Annotated in this window: 10 protein-coding genes; 7 read left to right on the forward strand and 3 right to left on the reverse strand. The window is 47.6% G+C overall.

Features of this window, described 5'->3' with window-relative positions:
- The first annotated feature begins 42 nt into the window (after positions 1–42).
- From QT987_RS19455 to QT987_RS19470, 4 genes are read left to right on the forward strand one after another with little or no spacing between them, the layout of a single operon-like run.
- Positions 43–531: a hypothetical protein gene (locus tag QT987_RS19455; protein ID WP_333243080.1), complete on the forward strand. Its 489-nt coding sequence runs from the start codon at positions 43–45 to the stop codon at positions 529–531.
- Entirely contained in the window at positions 491–1,000 is a 510-nt protein-coding gene (locus tag QT987_RS19460) for a hypothetical protein (RefSeq protein WP_333243083.1), read from the forward strand. Before QT987_RS19455 ends, QT987_RS19460 begins: the two co-directional genes overlap by 41 nt.
- Positions 1,001–1,046: 46 nt before the next feature.
- Complete coding sequence (locus QT987_RS19465; protein ID WP_333243086.1) at positions 1,047–1,706, forward strand: glutathione S-transferase family protein; 660 nt, start codon at positions 1,047–1,049, stop codon at positions 1,704–1,706.
- Positions 1,706–1,891 (forward strand): hypothetical protein, encoded by a 186-nt coding sequence (locus QT987_RS19470; protein WP_333243089.1) that lies wholly within the window; start codon positions 1,706–1,708, stop codon positions 1,889–1,891. Before QT987_RS19465 ends, QT987_RS19470 begins: the two co-directional genes overlap by 1 nt.
- Before the next feature lie 142 nt (positions 1,892–2,033).
- On the opposite strand, the gene QT987_RS19475 is transcribed toward QT987_RS19470, so the two are convergent.
- Both QT987_RS19475 and QT987_RS19480 read right to left on the reverse strand, forming a co-directional pair.
- The gene (locus QT987_RS19475; protein ID WP_333243091.1) at positions 2,034–2,975 is read right to left on the reverse strand and encodes an SH3 domain-containing protein; all 942 of its coding nucleotides are present in this window, start codon (positions 2,973–2,975) and stop codon (positions 2,034–2,036) included.
- 176 nt (positions 2,976–3,151) lie between these two features.
- The gene (locus tag QT987_RS19480; protein WP_333243094.1) at positions 3,152–3,406 is read right to left on the reverse strand and encodes a hypothetical protein; all 255 of its coding nucleotides are present in this window, start codon (positions 3,404–3,406) and stop codon (positions 3,152–3,154) included.
- A 319-nt stretch (positions 3,407–3,725) separates the two neighbouring features.
- On the opposite strand from QT987_RS19480, the gene QT987_RS19485 reads away from it, so the two are divergent.
- Positions 3,726–4,607, forward strand: a complete 882-nt coding sequence (locus QT987_RS19485) for a glycerol acyltransferase (protein ID WP_333243098.1) — start codon at positions 3,726–3,728, stop codon at positions 4,605–4,607.
- 463 nt (positions 4,608–5,070) lie between these two features.
- Here the strand turns inward: QT987_RS19485 and QT987_RS19490 are convergent, their stop codons facing one another.
- Positions 5,071–6,480: a 2-polyprenyl-6-methoxyphenol hydroxylase-like oxidoreductase gene (locus tag QT987_RS19490; RefSeq protein WP_333243100.1), complete on the reverse strand. Its 1,410-nt coding sequence runs from the start codon at positions 6,478–6,480 to the stop codon at positions 5,071–5,073.
- A gap of 399 nt (positions 6,481–6,879) precedes the next feature.
- Between QT987_RS19490 and QT987_RS19495 the strand changes: the two genes are divergently transcribed.
- Complete coding sequence (locus tag QT987_RS19495; RefSeq protein ID WP_333243103.1) at positions 6,880–9,984, forward strand: MFS transporter; 3,105 nt, start codon at positions 6,880–6,882, stop codon at positions 9,982–9,984.
- 857 nt (positions 9,985–10,841) lie between these two features.
- On the forward strand, positions 10,842–15,383 hold the full coding sequence (locus QT987_RS19500; protein WP_333243105.1) for a response regulator: 4,542 nt from the start codon (positions 10,842–10,844) through the stop codon (positions 15,381–15,383).
- Positions 15,384–15,933: the final 550 nt, after the last annotated feature.

Consider the following 15,933-nt stretch of genomic DNA (forward strand, 5'->3'; position numbering starts at 1 on the left):
GAGAATGACTGATTAATCGTAAAGTGAGCAGAGGTCAGGCCAATGTCAGCCACTATCACAATTAGCCCCAGCGAAATTCGGCAGATATTTCAGCCACGCACGTCCAGCGCTTCAAAGTTTTGGGAACTGGCTCAAAAAGCAAACAATTTAGCTGTAAAAATTGAAGACCGTTGGGAAAAAATTCCTGCTGAAACGCAAGAATTACTTAAAGTTTTTGCCTATGCTTTCATTGAACCCCCTCAAGGAATTAAAGACAGGTTGCTTAAATTTGTGGGGCTTTTTTCTTTGGCTATCGCTTTACCTTGGATGGTACTTAAAGGTGAACTCGATAGTTTTGTAGCTTATATTAACGCCTTTAATAGACTTATTAATGCGATTTTGAGTGGAGTAGAACGGGAAGATATGGCTTATCAAAAAGCACTATCCGAAGCTCTGGAGGAAACTTTGGCAGGGTGGGAAACTAGCGAGGCAATGACGGCGGAGGAGGCGTGTGAACGGATCAGAGCAATTTCAAATCAAGCTCTCGAATAACTTTGAGAGAAGTCAGCAAAAACTGATCCGCGATAGATATCGTAAAAATCAGGCAGGATTAGTAAAATTTGTCGAATTACTCCAAAAATTCCTCAGAATTTTGAGCGTTGACCCCCGTCCCCGTCCACCGTTGGGACATTTAGAACCTTGGCCTCAAGGCTCTAGCCGTGATGGATTAGAATTCTGGAAGCTGGAGTTTAAAATGCCTCAGCTTCGCGGAGCCGCTGAACAAGGGCGACTTATATATTTGTTAGATATTAGAAAAAAAGAAGTTGTGTTGCTGTGGATTTACACGCACGCAGAATTCGAGAAACGACCACCCGATAAGAATCTAAAGCATTTATTGATCGAAATTATGGATAATTATGAAGTTTCAGATGAAAGTAAAAATTTAGACGACAGTGGAGACGGTGAAACTGGAGAGGACAAAATTGGAGAAAATAAATCAAATGACAGTCAAGGTGCATAATCAAAATGTGGCTTTTATTACCTTTGAATAACCAGGCACAACATTTATGAAACTTTACCATACTCCCATTTCCGCCAACTCCCGCCGCGTGTGGATCGCCCTTTTAGAAAAAAACCTCGATTTTGAGTTAATAGAAATCCACTTGGACGGCGATCACTTGCAGTCTGAATTTGTGGCAATGAATCCTTTTCACCGCATCCCTGTTTTGGTCGATGATGACTTCACTGTCGTCGAGTCTCTAGCAATTCTTGACTATCTAGAAACGAAGTATCCCGAACCGGCAATGCTGCCAAAAGAACCGAAAGATTTGGCAGTTGTGAAGATGGTAGAATTGGTCACGGTTAACGAACTTCTACCGGGACTTTACCCCCTCAGCAGTGAAAAAATGGGATGGGGAACTCCCCAAGCGCAGGAAATCGCAAAGGCTAAGGAAAAAGTCGATACTGTGTTGAAATTCTTTGAAGGTTTGTTGGACGATCGCCCTTTTTTCGCTAGCAACAGTCTGACGTTTGCCGAGTGCGTTGCCGGCACCGTCGTGCCCTTGCTATCTTGGGTTGGTGTGTCCCTAGACGGCTATCCTAAAATTCAAGCTTGGTGCGATCGACTGCTTGCCCGCCCCTCATGGCAGCACACTCAATTCACCGAGGCAGATTTGGCGGCTTTTGCATCTCGGAGACAAAAGTTTCTCGCACAATCTCAAGCCTGATGAACCCATCAATTGTCAAGCGAGCGCTCTTTTTCCTAGCTGTCTTTACCTGCATCCAAATTCCCATCGCAGCAATGGGGCAGCCCGCCGCCCGATCGAACTACGAAGCAATTAACGCTAAACAGTTCGTTGCCGAGCGCAAAATTACCGTCTCCAACCCCAAAGATATCGCAGCAAAACTCTGACTCGCGACAGAAATCAGTTATTCCTGGGTAAGTCATCGAAGCAATCTGGGTTCCGCGTTGTTCGCTTGCTGCGCGACAATCTTAAAACTATTTTCGGTGTCGATCGCTCTTTTAGTCAAAAAGAGCGATCGAACTCACAAGTTTACTTGCACATGATCAAATTTCCAGCAGAGATGAATCCCGCCGCAGGGGCTGAAATCTCAACCCAATTGCGGTCTTCTCCATTCTTATCTCTCACTAACTGGAAATTCGGCACAAGCGTTACTTGACCGTTAGCCGGTACACCACCTTTAACCGCAGCAGTCCTTGAAGGTTCAGTGCGGATAGCTAGACCCCTCGGCGCTACGCGAGGTTCTACTTGGCGGCACAGACTTACTGGGCCCGTTGCGGGTGCGGGTGCTGGTGCGGGTGCTGGTGCGGGTGCGGGTGCGGGTGCTGGTGCGGGTGCGGGTGCTGGTGCGGGTGCGGGTGCTGGTGCTGGTGCGGGTGCGGGTGCCGGTGTAGGTGCGGGTGCTGGTGCCGGTGCTGGTGCCGGTGCCGGTGTAGGTGCGGGCGCTGGTGCGGGCGCTGGTGCTGGTGCGGGTGCTGGCGCTGGTGCTGGTGCGGGTGCGGGTGCGGGTGCTGGCGCTGGTGCTGGTGCTGGTGCTGGTGCCGGTGCAGGAGTTTGACTAATTGTGCACGAACCTAAATTACTTTCGTCGTTGGGATATCCGCTAGCTACATACCCTGTGACGGGAGCGGTAATTTGAATCCAGAGGCGACCGTCGGAGGCTTTAACAGAAGTAGCGCCTTGGGACAGCGTTACCTGAGTGTTAAGTCCTACCCCGCCAACTCTAGGGGATTTGGGGTCTGGGTTCTGGCGAACTGTCAAACCTTCTTTGGGAGTGACTTTGCGACAAAGGTTGCCAGCCTGGGCTATTTGAAAGGTGGCGCTATCTTCAAAGGCAATATTTTCAGCATCTTGACTGACAGTCGATGTTGATGGGGCGGCAACACCGATCGCATTCGCTTGCAAACTTCCGGTTGCGATCGCGATCGCGCCCAGCAATGCAGCGGGTTTATTCCAGCAATTCAAGTTTTTCATCCGTTCAAATCCTCACTTAACCACAATCATTATCTTAATTGCAGGTCAATATAGCAAAAAAATCGATTTGTCTTCCACAAAAAAGCTTTATGTAACTTTTTTTTACCGCAAGTCAAGTTTAATTTATATAATTTAATGTTTGGTGAGTTGAGCGAAGACACATAAAGCTGCTACGCCTATAAATTGCTCATTATGCCACAGTGGGGGAGGGGGAGAAGGTGGAAGTGTCCGAGTCTGGGAATGGCAGAGGGGAAAAGTAAACAGCGCCAATCGCTAGCATTGACCCGATGGCGGGCGTCAACTTGATAAAATCTTCCAAAACGGAAACTTATCGGCTTGAGGCACAGTTGTGTTTTTGTGGCTAAAGCCGCCCCGCCATCAGCGACAGTTGCTGTAGCTGTTTGCAAACGGTTTTGTTCCTGTGGAGACAACCAGCACAAAACCTCCGAACAAAAGCAGCCCGCTCAAATCAGAAACCAAATATTTGCACCAATTCTGATTTAATTATATTGCTATAGCAACCGCGCTCGATATTTATGAGGTTTTCAATTGCTGAAACTAATTCGGTAGATTCCTGCGGAATGGGAGCCTATTAATGATAGGAAAAATCTTTTGTTGGGAGGGCTATCGGGATGATCGCACGCACCAGGAGAGGAAAATCCAAACTAATATCCTTCCTTCTTCCTTATTTCCCAAATAACTAAAGCCTTCTGTCTTCCAGATTTAAAGCTTTCTTCCTTCTGCTATATAATGACCAAAGCGTTAAATATTTTTGCAGTGACGATAACTACTAACAAAAAAGACGGCAAATCCTCTAACTATCCCTTTGACGGTCTATCATTAGACGATCGCAATCCCGACTTCATTAAGCTTCTGTTGCCAATCTGGGAATGGCTGTACCGCTACTATTTTCGCGTACAAAGCGACGGTTGGCACAACGTCCCCGCGAGCGGAAAAATGCTCGTTGTCGGTTCTCACAACGGGGGAATCGCCGCTCCCGATATGTTTATGTTCCTATACGAATGGTTCCGCAGGTACGGAACCGAACGCTTGGCCTACGGATTGATGCACCCCAGGATTTGGGAAGTTTCTCCTGATATTGCTAGCATGGCGGTTCAGTGTGGTGCCCTCAAGGCACATCCGAAAATGGCGATCGCAGCTTTGCGAAAAAATGCCCCAGTTCTCGTCTATCCGGGCGGCGCCCAAGATGTTTTTCGTCCCCACCACTTGCGCGATCGAATCTACTTTGCGGGACGCAAGGGATTTATCAAATTAGCATTGCGAGAAGAAGTGCCAATTTTACCAATTATATCGCATGGTGCTCACGATACTTTGATAGTTTTGGCAGATTTGTACGAACAAGCAAAGCAATTGCATGAATTGGGAATGCCGTGGCTATTTGGCATCGATCCGGTGGTATTGCCGGTGTATTTGGGATTGCCTTGGGGATTGAGTATTGGGCCTTTGCCAAACCTACCTTTACCTGTGCAAATTCGGACTCGCGTGTGCGAACCGATTGTATTTGAGAGGTATGGTTCGGAGGCGGCGCGCGATCGCGATTATGTTGATGCTTGTTTCGAGCGAGTTACCGCCCAAATGCAAGGGGAATTAGATTGTTTGGCTGGGAATTGAGAATTGCACAACTCTATATTAGTCTAGGCGGCAGAAACCGATTTTTTTTACAACAATATAGCGTGAAGCGCGAGGGCTATGGGTAAAAAAAATGGTTTCTTGACTCCTGTGGGTAAGTCGTGACTACCAACATTTTTTGCCATCAATCTAATGATTTATTTCAAAAACAGAAATTTGGGGTGCAAAGTCTGATTTTATCCATCTTAATTACGTGAAATACCCGAAAATCGCAGTCGCACAAGTCACGCTTTTATAATTTAGGTTCAAGCAGACATAATATCAGCTTAAATAAATGCAGGTGAATAGATTTCATCTGCGTTTATCTCCTTTCATCGGCGGTGAAAAAAGAGAACTGGCAAAACTAAGGAATGAGAATTAAATAACTTCCACTCTTGAAAGTGGGACGGGCGGGACGCCCATCCCACAATAACAATTAAAATTGTAAGTTATTTAATTCGCGATCCTAACCTGATTCTGTATAAACTCTCGATCTTAATTCTGCCTTCTGCCGAACGGTGACTAATTGCCCGATCGCCTTCAGCGCAATACTGGGATGAAAAAGTACAGCCGGCGACTCAATCATGTGCAGAACTTCCAAAAAAGCTTGACAAACTTTAGCATCTCCGACCAGCACTTTTAACACCAGATCCATGTAATCAATTGTCAGCCGCGTAGCGAGGTTTAGTTTGGCACCTTCACTTCCCGGATAGCGGGAATCCTGACTGATGGCAAATGTCCAAGGAATTGTATGTAATTTTGCTAACTTTTGTTGAAATTGTCGAGAGAAACCTTTTAAATTGCCTTGCAGATAGCGAGGCCGCTGCTTTTGGAGGCATTCATCTAGCATCTGAGCATCCAGTGCAGCAACCGTCATTCCGTGTCCGTATATCGGGTTAAAAGCGCAAACTGCATGACCGATAATTATTAAGTTTTCAGGATAACGACGGAGGCGCTCGTAGTGGCGCAAACGGTTTTCTGTACCTCGATAACTATAAACATGTGTTATTGCTTCTGCGTCTTTAATTGCATCATAAATTGTCGGGGTTGGCAAAGTGCGGGCAAATTCTAGAAAACCTGCTTCGTCTGCGGGAGGATAATCGCGATCGCCCCCGATGAGAAGCGCCAGCCAGCGATTGCCTTCGATCGGGAAAATTGCACCGCCACGGGTGCGAAATGGCGGTGCGGTTGACACAAATACTGGCGCAGTGTCTGACAATTTACCGCTGCCTTCATAGATGCGGCTGGCATAGCCGACAAAAGCATTGATAACGGTTTCTTGCGGAGGTTCATAGCCCAAACTTTTCAACCATTGAGGTGTTTTGGAAACTTTGCCCCCAGCATCGACTACTAAATCTGCATACAAATTCTCTTCATGAATGTTAGCTGGGTTGTGGCGATCGCGAAAACGCACCGACACGCCACCAACCTCCGCGCGCGAGGCATTCGCTAGCAACCCCGTTACTGTGCCTCCTTCGAGGAAATGCACATTCGTATTTTCAGCCAACCGGCGGCGAATTTGCCAATCCAGTAAATCCCGACTGAACATAATTAAATCATTTAGATCCGGGCTGGATTGCGGGGCCCAACCCGCCGGACTAAACCACCCGCTCAACCTCGGATTTAACCTAGGAGCACCAGCAGCTACCAGTTCGTTTTCCAAGCCGGGAAAAAACTCTTCTAGGATGATTTTCCCCCGATTTAAAAGTATGTGAAGGTGACGGGATTGAGGAATCCCGGGGCGAGGTGCGGGTTGTTCAGGAAAAAAATCTCGTTCAACAATACTTACTCGATCGAAGTGTTTTGCTAATACTCTAGAGGCCAACAGTCCTGCTAAACTGCCGCCAATAATAATTGCATGACTTTCTCGCTGCACGATCGAATTCCTTGAAAGCTAATTTGCTATGGCATTGGTTGATGAATTGTGAACAATTTGTCTGGGCTTCTGTGCCGACTCTTAATATCGATCGACCAAAGATTTTCCTGTGCGATAGTTTTAATCAGACTTACCATTACTACTATCTATCTCGGAGGCGCCACAGCGCACCTTACTCATAACTGAGAACTAACAACTTCACAACTGCCAATTTACATACCACAAATAGCCCTAAAGTGACAGCCTGCCGCAGACATATTTCTACACTTCCAACTGTAGGGGGATGCTTTAGCTCGACAATAAGGCGATGCTTGCCATTGGGGGCATGAGTCTAAAACTATACATTGGTTAACTTGCGCCAATGAGCGCGCGCACCCACTCCTTAACGAGGAATATACTATGTATCAAAATTTGCCAATAAATCCACAACTGTATAAGATCGGGTTCTGGCTGGCCCAAGTGCCAGTAGAGCAGACTACTACAACAAACAGAGTAGAAGACGCAGCACTCCTCTATTCCGGGCCGCAATTTTTTATCGCCTTGATAGCTGGAGTCGTACTCGCCTGCGCTTTCCAACTCTTGCTAACAAATTTATCAGTAGCAGCCGGCCTTTCGTACATTGGACAATCCCACGACGACGACCACCACTCGGATAGCAGCAGCCCCCCAGTCCGCCACATCGGCCGAAAGGTAGGTACTTGGACGCTGATTACCGTCACCATCGCCCTATTCTTTGCTTGCTTGCTAGCAGTTAAGCTGAGCTTGATTAGCAGTCCCGGTTTAGGTGCGATCGTCGGTTTAGTCGTGTGGGCTACCTATTTCTCAATGCTTGTTTGGGTGAGTTCCACCACCGTCGGTTCCTTGATCGGTTCCGTCGTCAACACCGCCACATCAGGTTTTCAAGCGATTGTCGGCACTGCAGCCTCGGCTATCGGCGCTAAAGCAGCCAGCAACCAAGTAGTCGCCACAGCCAAAGCAGCAGCAGCAGCAGTGGGCCATGAACTCGGTAGCGCGATCGACCCCACAAGCTTGCGCGAAAATGTCGAAGACTATATCCAAAGCCTCAAACCGCCTGAATTAGACATCAAAGGGATGCGTAGCGAGTTTGAAAAATTGCTTAATGATCCGCAACTAAAAACTATTGCAGCCGAAAATTTGCCGAATCTCGATCGGCAAACTCTCGTAGATTTAGTAAGTTCGCGATCGGACTTATCAAAACGCGACGTAAACCGCATTGTAGACCAACTTCAAGATGCTTGGAAACAAGTAGGAAAACAAGGGCAGCAATCAGACGGCATCGCCCAATTAGTAGACTATCTCAAATCTGCAAAATCGGGAGATTTGGTCTCAGATACATTGGCAAGTAGGGTAGAAAAAGCCCTCAGCAATCTTGGCGGTGGTCAAAATTCGGGACAAAGCCCGACCATGATGAACCAAGCAACGACAATGGCAGTCAATGCTTTAATGGGAATAGTATTGGGTCGCACGGATATGTCCGACTTCGATGTGGAAAAAGTAGTTGGTCAGCTCAAAGAAGCTAAAGACAAAGTTACCCAGCAAACTGATAAAATTACCGCTCAAGTCAAAGGCGAACCCGTAACTTACAGCCCAATTCGTGCCGACGTAGAAAACTACCTACTCAACACTTATTCGTGGCAGATGAACCCCCAAGCCATCGAGCGCGAATTTCGGGACGTTCTCTACGATCCTACAGCAGACCCCGGAACTGTGCGGCGCGAATTAGAAAAACTAAAACAGTCTAATTTTGCCGAAATCTTGGCTAGTCGAGGTGTTTTTACCCAAGACAAAATTAAAGAAATTTCCCAGGAATTAGAAGCAATTAGACAGCGCGTTTTACAAACCGTGATCTTTGCAGAGGAGCAAGAAAAAGCTCGCGATTTGCAGTGGCGGTTGGAAACTTATTTGAAGCTGACGCCGAAAGAGGAACTGACCGCAGCAGGTATCGGGAGCGATTTCAAAAAAATCTTAGAGGATTCCGACGCTAGTTACGAACAGTTGCGCGATCGGCTTTCTCCTTACACCCGCGACAGTTTCGTGCAAATTCTCCGAGGTCGCGAAAACTTCGGATTCCAGGAAGTAGAACAGATTGTTCAAGAGTTGGAAAGGACGCGAGATGTAGTTTTAGCAGATGCTAAAGGTTTGCAAGAAGCAGCGCAAGCCCGACTAGACAACCAGTGGCAAAGAGTACAAGAATACTTGAAGTCTACGGGCAAAGAAGAACTTAATCCCGAAGGCATCAAGCGCGATTTGAAAACTCTGCTGGACAACCCGGAAGCGGGAATGTGGGCGCTCAGAGCTAGAGCTTCTAAGTTCGATCGCGAAACTTTGGTAAAATTGCTATCTCAGCGGAAAGACCTCAGCGAAGACCAAGTAAATCAGCTTCTCGACAGCGCCGAAGAAAATTGGCACAGCGCGGTGCATGCGCCGCAAAAGTTGGCCGAAAAAGCTAAGGATCAGTACGACCATACAACAACCGCCCTTGCAGATTACCTTCGCAATACTGGCAAATCAGAACTCAATCCTGAAGGGATTCAGCGGGATTTGACAAAACTGCTGGAAAATCCAAAAGAAGGAGCTTTGGCGCTGCGTGGCCGCCTGTCTCAAGTCGATCGCGATACTTTGGTAAAACTGCTTTCTCAGAGACAAGATTTGAGCGAGGAACAAGTCAATCAAATTATCGACCAAGTGCAGGAAACCCTTGGCTCGATTGTGAAAGCGCCCCGCCGTTTGGCAAAACGGGTGCAAAGCCAAGTGCACGATTTTCAGAGTGTTTTAGAAGATTATTTGCGTAATACGGGCAAGGATGAATTAAATCCCGAATCCATCAAGCGCGACTTGCAACTGCTGCTGCATGACCCGAAAGTCGGTGCATACAGTTTGGGCGAGCGCTTGTCACACATCGATCGAGCTACAATTGTTTCTCTGCTGTCTCAGCGGCCGGATATTTCTGAAGCAGAAGCCAATCGCATTGTCGATGGCATTTTGTCGGTGCGCGATGAGTTCGCACTGCAAATTCAGAAAATACAGGAGGGTATTCAGTCGGTAATTGACGGGGTTCTCGGAAAAATTCGGGATTACCTCAATTCGCTCGATCGCCCTGAACTAAATTACGAAGGCATTACGCGGGACGTGCGGAAGTTATTTGACGATCCGCAAGCCGGATTTGATGCTTTGCGCGATCGGCTGGGTCATTTCAACCGCGATACTTTAGTAGCATTAATGAGCTCTCGCGATGACATTTCCGAAGCAGATGCCAACCGCTTGATCGACCAAATTGAAAGAAGCCGCAACACCGTCTTGCAAAGAGCAGAACGCTTGCAGCAAGAGGCGCAGCTTCGCCTCGAAAGCATCAAAGTGCAAGCCGAAAAACAAGCCGAAGAAACCCGGAAAGCAGCAGAAGTTGCCTCTTGGTGGCTATTTTTCACCGCTCTTACTTCGGCCGCAGCAGCAGCCGGCGCCGGTGCTTTAGCCGTCATCCGATAAAAAAGACTCAAGTTGCGATCGGATTGCATATAGTGCCTGATGTGAGTTTCTACTGACATCAGGCACTAATGTTAGTAAATGATTTGATCGGGGATTGGGAACGGGTTTGTATTAATTTGTTAGTACGGTTGAATAATGTTATGGTAAACCAGTTCATACCCGTTTTTTGAGGCTGGTGCCAACGGTGAATCTATACATTTTAATTAGCAGTTTTGATGAATTTAAAATAGAAAAGTGAAAAGCCGATTTTATTGATTGTCGTATATTTTATTTGCAGATGTAATAAATAAAAAGTAGCCGGATCTTCATTGCCTCTGCTATCACAATTTTTGAACGGGGTTCAGGCTTGCAGGCTGGATTTGCTTTGAGGCAGATTCTACAACTGTTGCAAGGATTACTGAAGAATGACAAAAATCAAAACATTTATTGGAGTGAAAACCTTTTGGCAAAGCAAACTTCGCGGGCCAGTTCCCTCTCTCCTCAATATTTTTTAGGTACAATAATAGAGAGGGTTCTCCACCCAGCACGCCTGTTCTCCCAACCGCCCACCTCCCTGGCTGCGTCAGTATCAAACGCGAATTGTTTTGAGTTCGATCGCCCGTTTATGTTGAAGATGCCGATCGTCAGGTTTTGACTTGTAGGTCATAGGTTGTGAATAATATGGAACTAAAGCTCTGAAAATACTACACTGGCTGTGGGGGGCAACATACCGGATACCTTGGGAATACCAAGGGCTTTGCTTTCGTCAGCCCAGAAAAGTCCAAACACGCAGGCCCTGCGATCGCCAATGTTAAACAACCTACGTCTCAAACCTCTCCTGGCTAGTTGCCTATTAGCACCGTGAGGAGGGCGACGCCATGCAACTCCGAAAAAAAACACTATTAATCATCGGTGCAGCGCTGATCAGCCTGATTGTGGTTCTCTATGCCACTGCATCAACTATTTTGCTGCATGATTTTCACAACCTGGAGGCACAGTACGTCCGCCAGGATGTCGCACGGGCTTTGGACGCATTAGATGATGACTTGTCGAATTTAGACACCAGCGCCCAAGATTACGCCGAGTGGGACGATACTTACTCTTTCGTCGAAACACGGAACGAAAATTTTGTCAAGTCAAATTTCGTCGATTCGACATTTATTTACTTGAGACTAAACTTCTTGGTGCTGCTTGACTCCAACGGTAAGACGATCTTCAGCAAAGGTTTCGACCTTAAATCCCAAACCGAAATCCCGATTCGCGAAAGCTTAAAACAGCACTTGACCGAGGCACTAATAGACTCATCGACAGTCGAGGGCGATCGCCCCGTCGCCAAAACAGGCGTCCTCACCCTGCCAGAAGCCAGACTGCTGATTGCCGCCAAGCCCATCTTGAACAGCAACTCCCAAGGCCCGTCGCGGGGGACGCTGATCTTGGGACGCTACCTAGACAGCAGCGAAATCGGTTTGCTTTCAGAACTGACTCACCTGTCAGTGGATTTTAGATTGCCGAGTTTAGATTTTAAAGTGGGAGCCGCGAACTACTCCGGGCACAGCGCCAAGGCGATGGCTCGATCGAGGCAGGAGTTGGAAAATGTCAAACTCAAAATTTCCAACCTCAAATCAGCAGAAATTTTAGTCGAGCCACTCAGCGACACCTTAGTCGCAGGATACGCCCTGATTCGCGACATCCACGGCAACCTAGCGCTGCTGCTGCGAGTAGAGACCGATCGCATCATTTACAGTCAAGGTCAGGCTACCTTGGAGCTGTTTACCTTATCAATACTGGCAGTAGGTTTAATATTTAGCGCCATCACCCTGCTGTTGCTAGAAAAATTAGTTTTGGCGAGATTGGCTTCCTTGAGCACCAGCGTCAGCAACATCGCAGCCAACGGCGACCCAAGCTTAAGAGTTCATATGACCGGAGCAGATGAGCTCGCAAGCTTGGCCGACGGCATCAACCGAATGCTAGAAGCATTGGGCAATTCTCAAGTCGAACGTAATGAAAGCGAAGACCGCTATCGGTTGATGGCCGAAAACTCAACCGACATGATCACCAGACACGACCCCAAAGGCGTGTTTGTTTACGTCTCGCCCGCCAGCCGGGCTTTGCTGGGATACGAACCTTCGGAACTCATCGGCCGCGTCCCCAAGGATTATTTTCACCCCGACGATTTAGAAACCATTGCCAAAGCTCACTGGAAAGTCCTGGCCCTCCCAGTTACTTACACCGTCAGCTACCGCATCCGCCGCAAAGACGGCAAATACATTTGGTTTGAAACCACCGGCCGCACGATCAGTGATCCCAAAACCGGCGAAGTCCAAGAAATTATCGGCATTTCCCGCGACATCAGCGTGCGGAAGCAAACAGAACAAGAACTGCGAGAAAGCGAAGCTGCAATCAAAGCTTTGTACCAAGTGACTTCTGCTCCCCGTACAGACCCGCTCAACCACCTCTCTACCTTTGATTTGCGCCTCCAAGAACTGCTGGCAATGGGATGTCGGCATTTAGGCCTGTCGGTGGGAATTTTGTCCTGCATTCAAGGCGACAACTATCAAATAATGGCTGTTGAGTGTCCCGACGGGTCGATCGTCAAAGACCAAATCTACGATCTGGAAAAAACTTTCTGCGTCGCTACGTCAATGGCAAAAGAACCGATTTACTTTGAGTCGGTGCGATTTTCGGGTTTTTCGTTCAACACGGACGATCGAGCTTTCCCCATCGAAGCTTACATGGGCATTCCCGTCACGGTGGCAGGTGAAGTTTACGGCACTCTGTGCTTCTTTTCTCCGACTCCTGTAACAGAACCGTTCCGAGCTGTAGACAGAGAGTTGGTGAAACTGATGGCTCAGTGGGTGGGAAGCGAACTCGAACGCCAGCAAACAGACGTAGATTTGGCAAAAGCTCGCGATCAAGCACTGGCGGCTACTAGAGCCAAAAGCGAATTTTTAGCAACCATGAGCCACGAAATTCGCACTCCGATGAATGGAGTCATCGGCATGACTGGTTTGCTGCTGGATACGGGCTTAACTCGCGAACAGCGCGATTTTGTAGAAACTATCCGCAGCAGTGGCGATGCCTTGCTGACTCTGATCAACGATATTCTAGATTTCTCGAAAATTGAGTCGGGCAAATTGGACTTGGAGGAACATCCGTTTGACCTCCGCACTTGCATTGAGGAATCTCTAGACTTGGTAGCTGCTAAGGCGGCAGAAAAAAAACTGGAAGTGGGTTACTTGATCGATCGTACAGTACCCGCAACGGCGATCGGCGATAGCACCCGCTTGAGGCAAATTTTAATCAACTTGCTCAGTAATGCGGTTAAGTTTACCGACGCTGGAGAAGTGGTGGTTTCGGTGACTGCCAAAAAGATTTCAGTGCCGGCGGCTAATGCTAAAGAACCGCCATTAATTGCTGGCGAACCGGTAGCAATTAACCCAGCATACGAAATACATTTTGCGGTCAAAGATACCGGTATTGGCATTCCGAGCGATCGCATGGATCGGCTATTTAAATCTTTCAGCCAGGTGGATTCTTCAACGAGCCGGCAGTACGGCGGTACCGGATTGGGTTTGGCAATTAGCAAGCGTTTGGCCGAAATGATGGGCGGCCGGATGTGGGTGGAAAGTATGGGTAGTGTTGCGGGCAATCCTCCTGCCCATTTTAGATCGTCGGCAGTTATTGATTTGGGATGGGCAGAATCTTGCGAAATTGCCGAAAAATATGGGTATGCCAAATCTGTACTCAGCAACAAGCCGATCGCCCAAAATACGAAATCTGTTGGCTCTACTTTTTATTTTAGTACGATCGTTTCTGGCTGCAAGAATTCCTTACCACTTAACTTGAGCAATTCTCAACCTGAATTAGCTGGGAAGCGAGTCTTAATTGTCGATGACAATGCTACCAACCGCAGAATTTTGACTCTCCAAGCTCAGTCTTGGGGAATGGTGGCTAGGGCTTCAGCTTCGGCTCGTTTGGCTTTAGATTGGCTGGCTGCTAAAGAGATGTTTGACTTGGCAGTTTTGGATATGCAAATGCCGGAAATGGACGGGTTGGCTTTAGCGGCGCAAATTCGCCGGTATCCTGATTGCGAAAAGTTGCCGTTAGTGATGCTAACTTCGATCGGCAGGCAAGAAATTAACCCCCCTTCTATGGAGATGGATTTTGCTGCTTTTTTGAATAAACCCATCAAACAATCTCAGCTTTACAATGTTTTAATTAATATTTTTGGAGAACAGACAACGGAATTTAAAGGGCAGCGCACTAGCGGGTCTTTCTTGCAAACCATACCCGTGTTGGCAGAGAACTTACCCCTGCGGATTCTGTTGGCTGACGATCATTTGGTGAATCAGAAGGTGGCTTTGCAAATTTTACAGCGGATGGGGTATCGCGCGGATGTGGCGGGAAACGGTATCGAAGTGCTCGAAGCTTTGCGCCGCCAGCCTTACGATGTGGTGCTGATGGATGTGCAAATGCCGGAAATGGACGGACTGGAAACTACCCGCCACATCCGCGAGCAATTTTCAGCAGATTTAACTTTAGAAAATCTCACGGGAGAATCAGAACTTTCCGCAACTGATGAGCAATCTAATAATCGAAAATCGAAAATTGAAAATCCAAAATCGACAGAGGAATCTAACAATCGAAAATCGAAAATCGAAAATCGAAAATTGACTGAGGATGAATCTAACAATCGAAAATCGAAAATCGAAAATCGAAAATCGACAAGGCCTTGGATTGTGGCGATGACGGCAAATGCGATGCAGGGCGATCGCGAAGAGTGTATGGCTGCGGGGATGGACGACTATTTGAGCAAGCCGATCGCAATTGAGCAGTTGGTGCGAGCTTTGCTCGCTTGTAAATCTCGATCGAACTCCGCATTCGATCGTCTGCAGCCGATTGTTTGTTTGGATGCCCCGGCGGAACACATCGAAGGAACGAGTGAATTAGAAGTGCGATCGAATGTGGCTGTTGCGGGAAATCCACAACTGACAATTTCCAATTCGCCGGCAGTCGTCGATTGGGGTGCATCAAATCTCGATCGGGCTTTGTCACAGAGCCACGATTCCCTGAGTCCCAAGATTATAGAGGGATTGCGAGAAGTGGAAGCTTTGGACGAGGCGATCGAGATTTACCTCGAAACAGCTCCCGAACTGCTGCGAGGCATCTCTATGGCTCTGTGCAACGCCGATCCGCTGGCTTTGCGGCGATCGGCTCACTCTTTAAAGTCGATTAGCGGTACTCTCGGTGCTTTTCGCTTGTATGAGCTGTGCGAGGAACTCGAAATCATGGGCCGCATGGGAACGAATGCTAACCAGCCTTTACCCGATCCGGCCAGCGCGCTTTTAGAAGAGGTTGAGGCGGAGTATCAAAGAGTTGAAACGGCCTTAAAAATAGAAATGCAGTCTGTTGATTGTTAGCTGTTATATGCTGTCCGATTGATTTCTCATAAATTCAAGTCCGCTCCGGGTAAGGCTGTCCATCTGAAGCAACACTAGACAATCGAAAGTTATCTCACTCACCCCAATGAGGGGACTGTTAACTATTAAGGGACATCCAAGAAATAAACTCTTCCAGTCCCCGGAGAGGTAAACATCCGATAGTCAAACTCGTGACCTTGACTTACAGCATATTCCATTTATATGTGGTACACATAATCTGATGGCCCGTGTAAGGTGCGGATACACCCGTCAATCTGTAAGTTATATCCAATATCTCGTAGCGACGCACCCGGAGGATTAACAGCACACAATTAAGGTTTCTACTGTACTTCATAAACCACCGAATATGCTGTATCAAACTGGGGTTAAGCTCACAACTCTGGAAATGGCTGAAGTTGAAACTCAGATTCAGCGTCTTTCCCAACCGGTTGGGGATACCCTCCCCAATCTCGGTAAGGAATGAGAATTAAATAACTTCCACTCTTGAAAGTGGGATGGGCGTCCCGCCCGTCCAAAAAGGACGGGCGGG

It is taken from the genome of Microcoleus sp. SVA1B4, assembly GCF_036700545.1.
Lineage (GTDB): Bacteria > Cyanobacteriota > Cyanobacteriia > Cyanobacteriales > Microcoleaceae > Microcoleus.

What these genes read in the sequence shown, in the direction of transcription:
- QT987_RS19495 (WP_333243103.1), top strand. Translation starts at nt 6,880, where the DNA reads ATGTATCAAAATTTGCCAATAAATCCACAACTGTATAAGATCGGGTTC.
- QT987_RS19500 (WP_333243105.1), top strand. Translation starts at nt 10,842, where the DNA reads ATGCAACTCCGAAAAAAAACACTATTAATCATCGGTGCAGCGCTGATC.
- QT987_RS19470 (WP_333243089.1), top strand. Translation starts at nt 1,706, where the DNA reads ATGAACCCATCAATTGTCAAGCGAGCGCTCTTTTTCCTAGCTGTCTTT.
- QT987_RS19485 (WP_333243098.1), top strand. Translation starts at nt 3,726, where the DNA reads ATGACCAAAGCGTTAAATATTTTTGCAGTGACGATAACTACTAACAAA.
- QT987_RS19475 (WP_333243091.1), bottom strand. Translation starts at nt 2,975, where the DNA reads ATGAAAAACTTGAATTGCTGGAATAAACCCGCTGCATTGCTGGGCGCG.
- QT987_RS19455 (WP_333243080.1), top strand. Translation starts at nt 43, where the DNA reads ATGTCAGCCACTATCACAATTAGCCCCAGCGAAATTCGGCAGATATTT.
- QT987_RS19465 (WP_333243086.1), top strand. Translation starts at nt 1,047, where the DNA reads ATGAAACTTTACCATACTCCCATTTCCGCCAACTCCCGCCGCGTGTGG.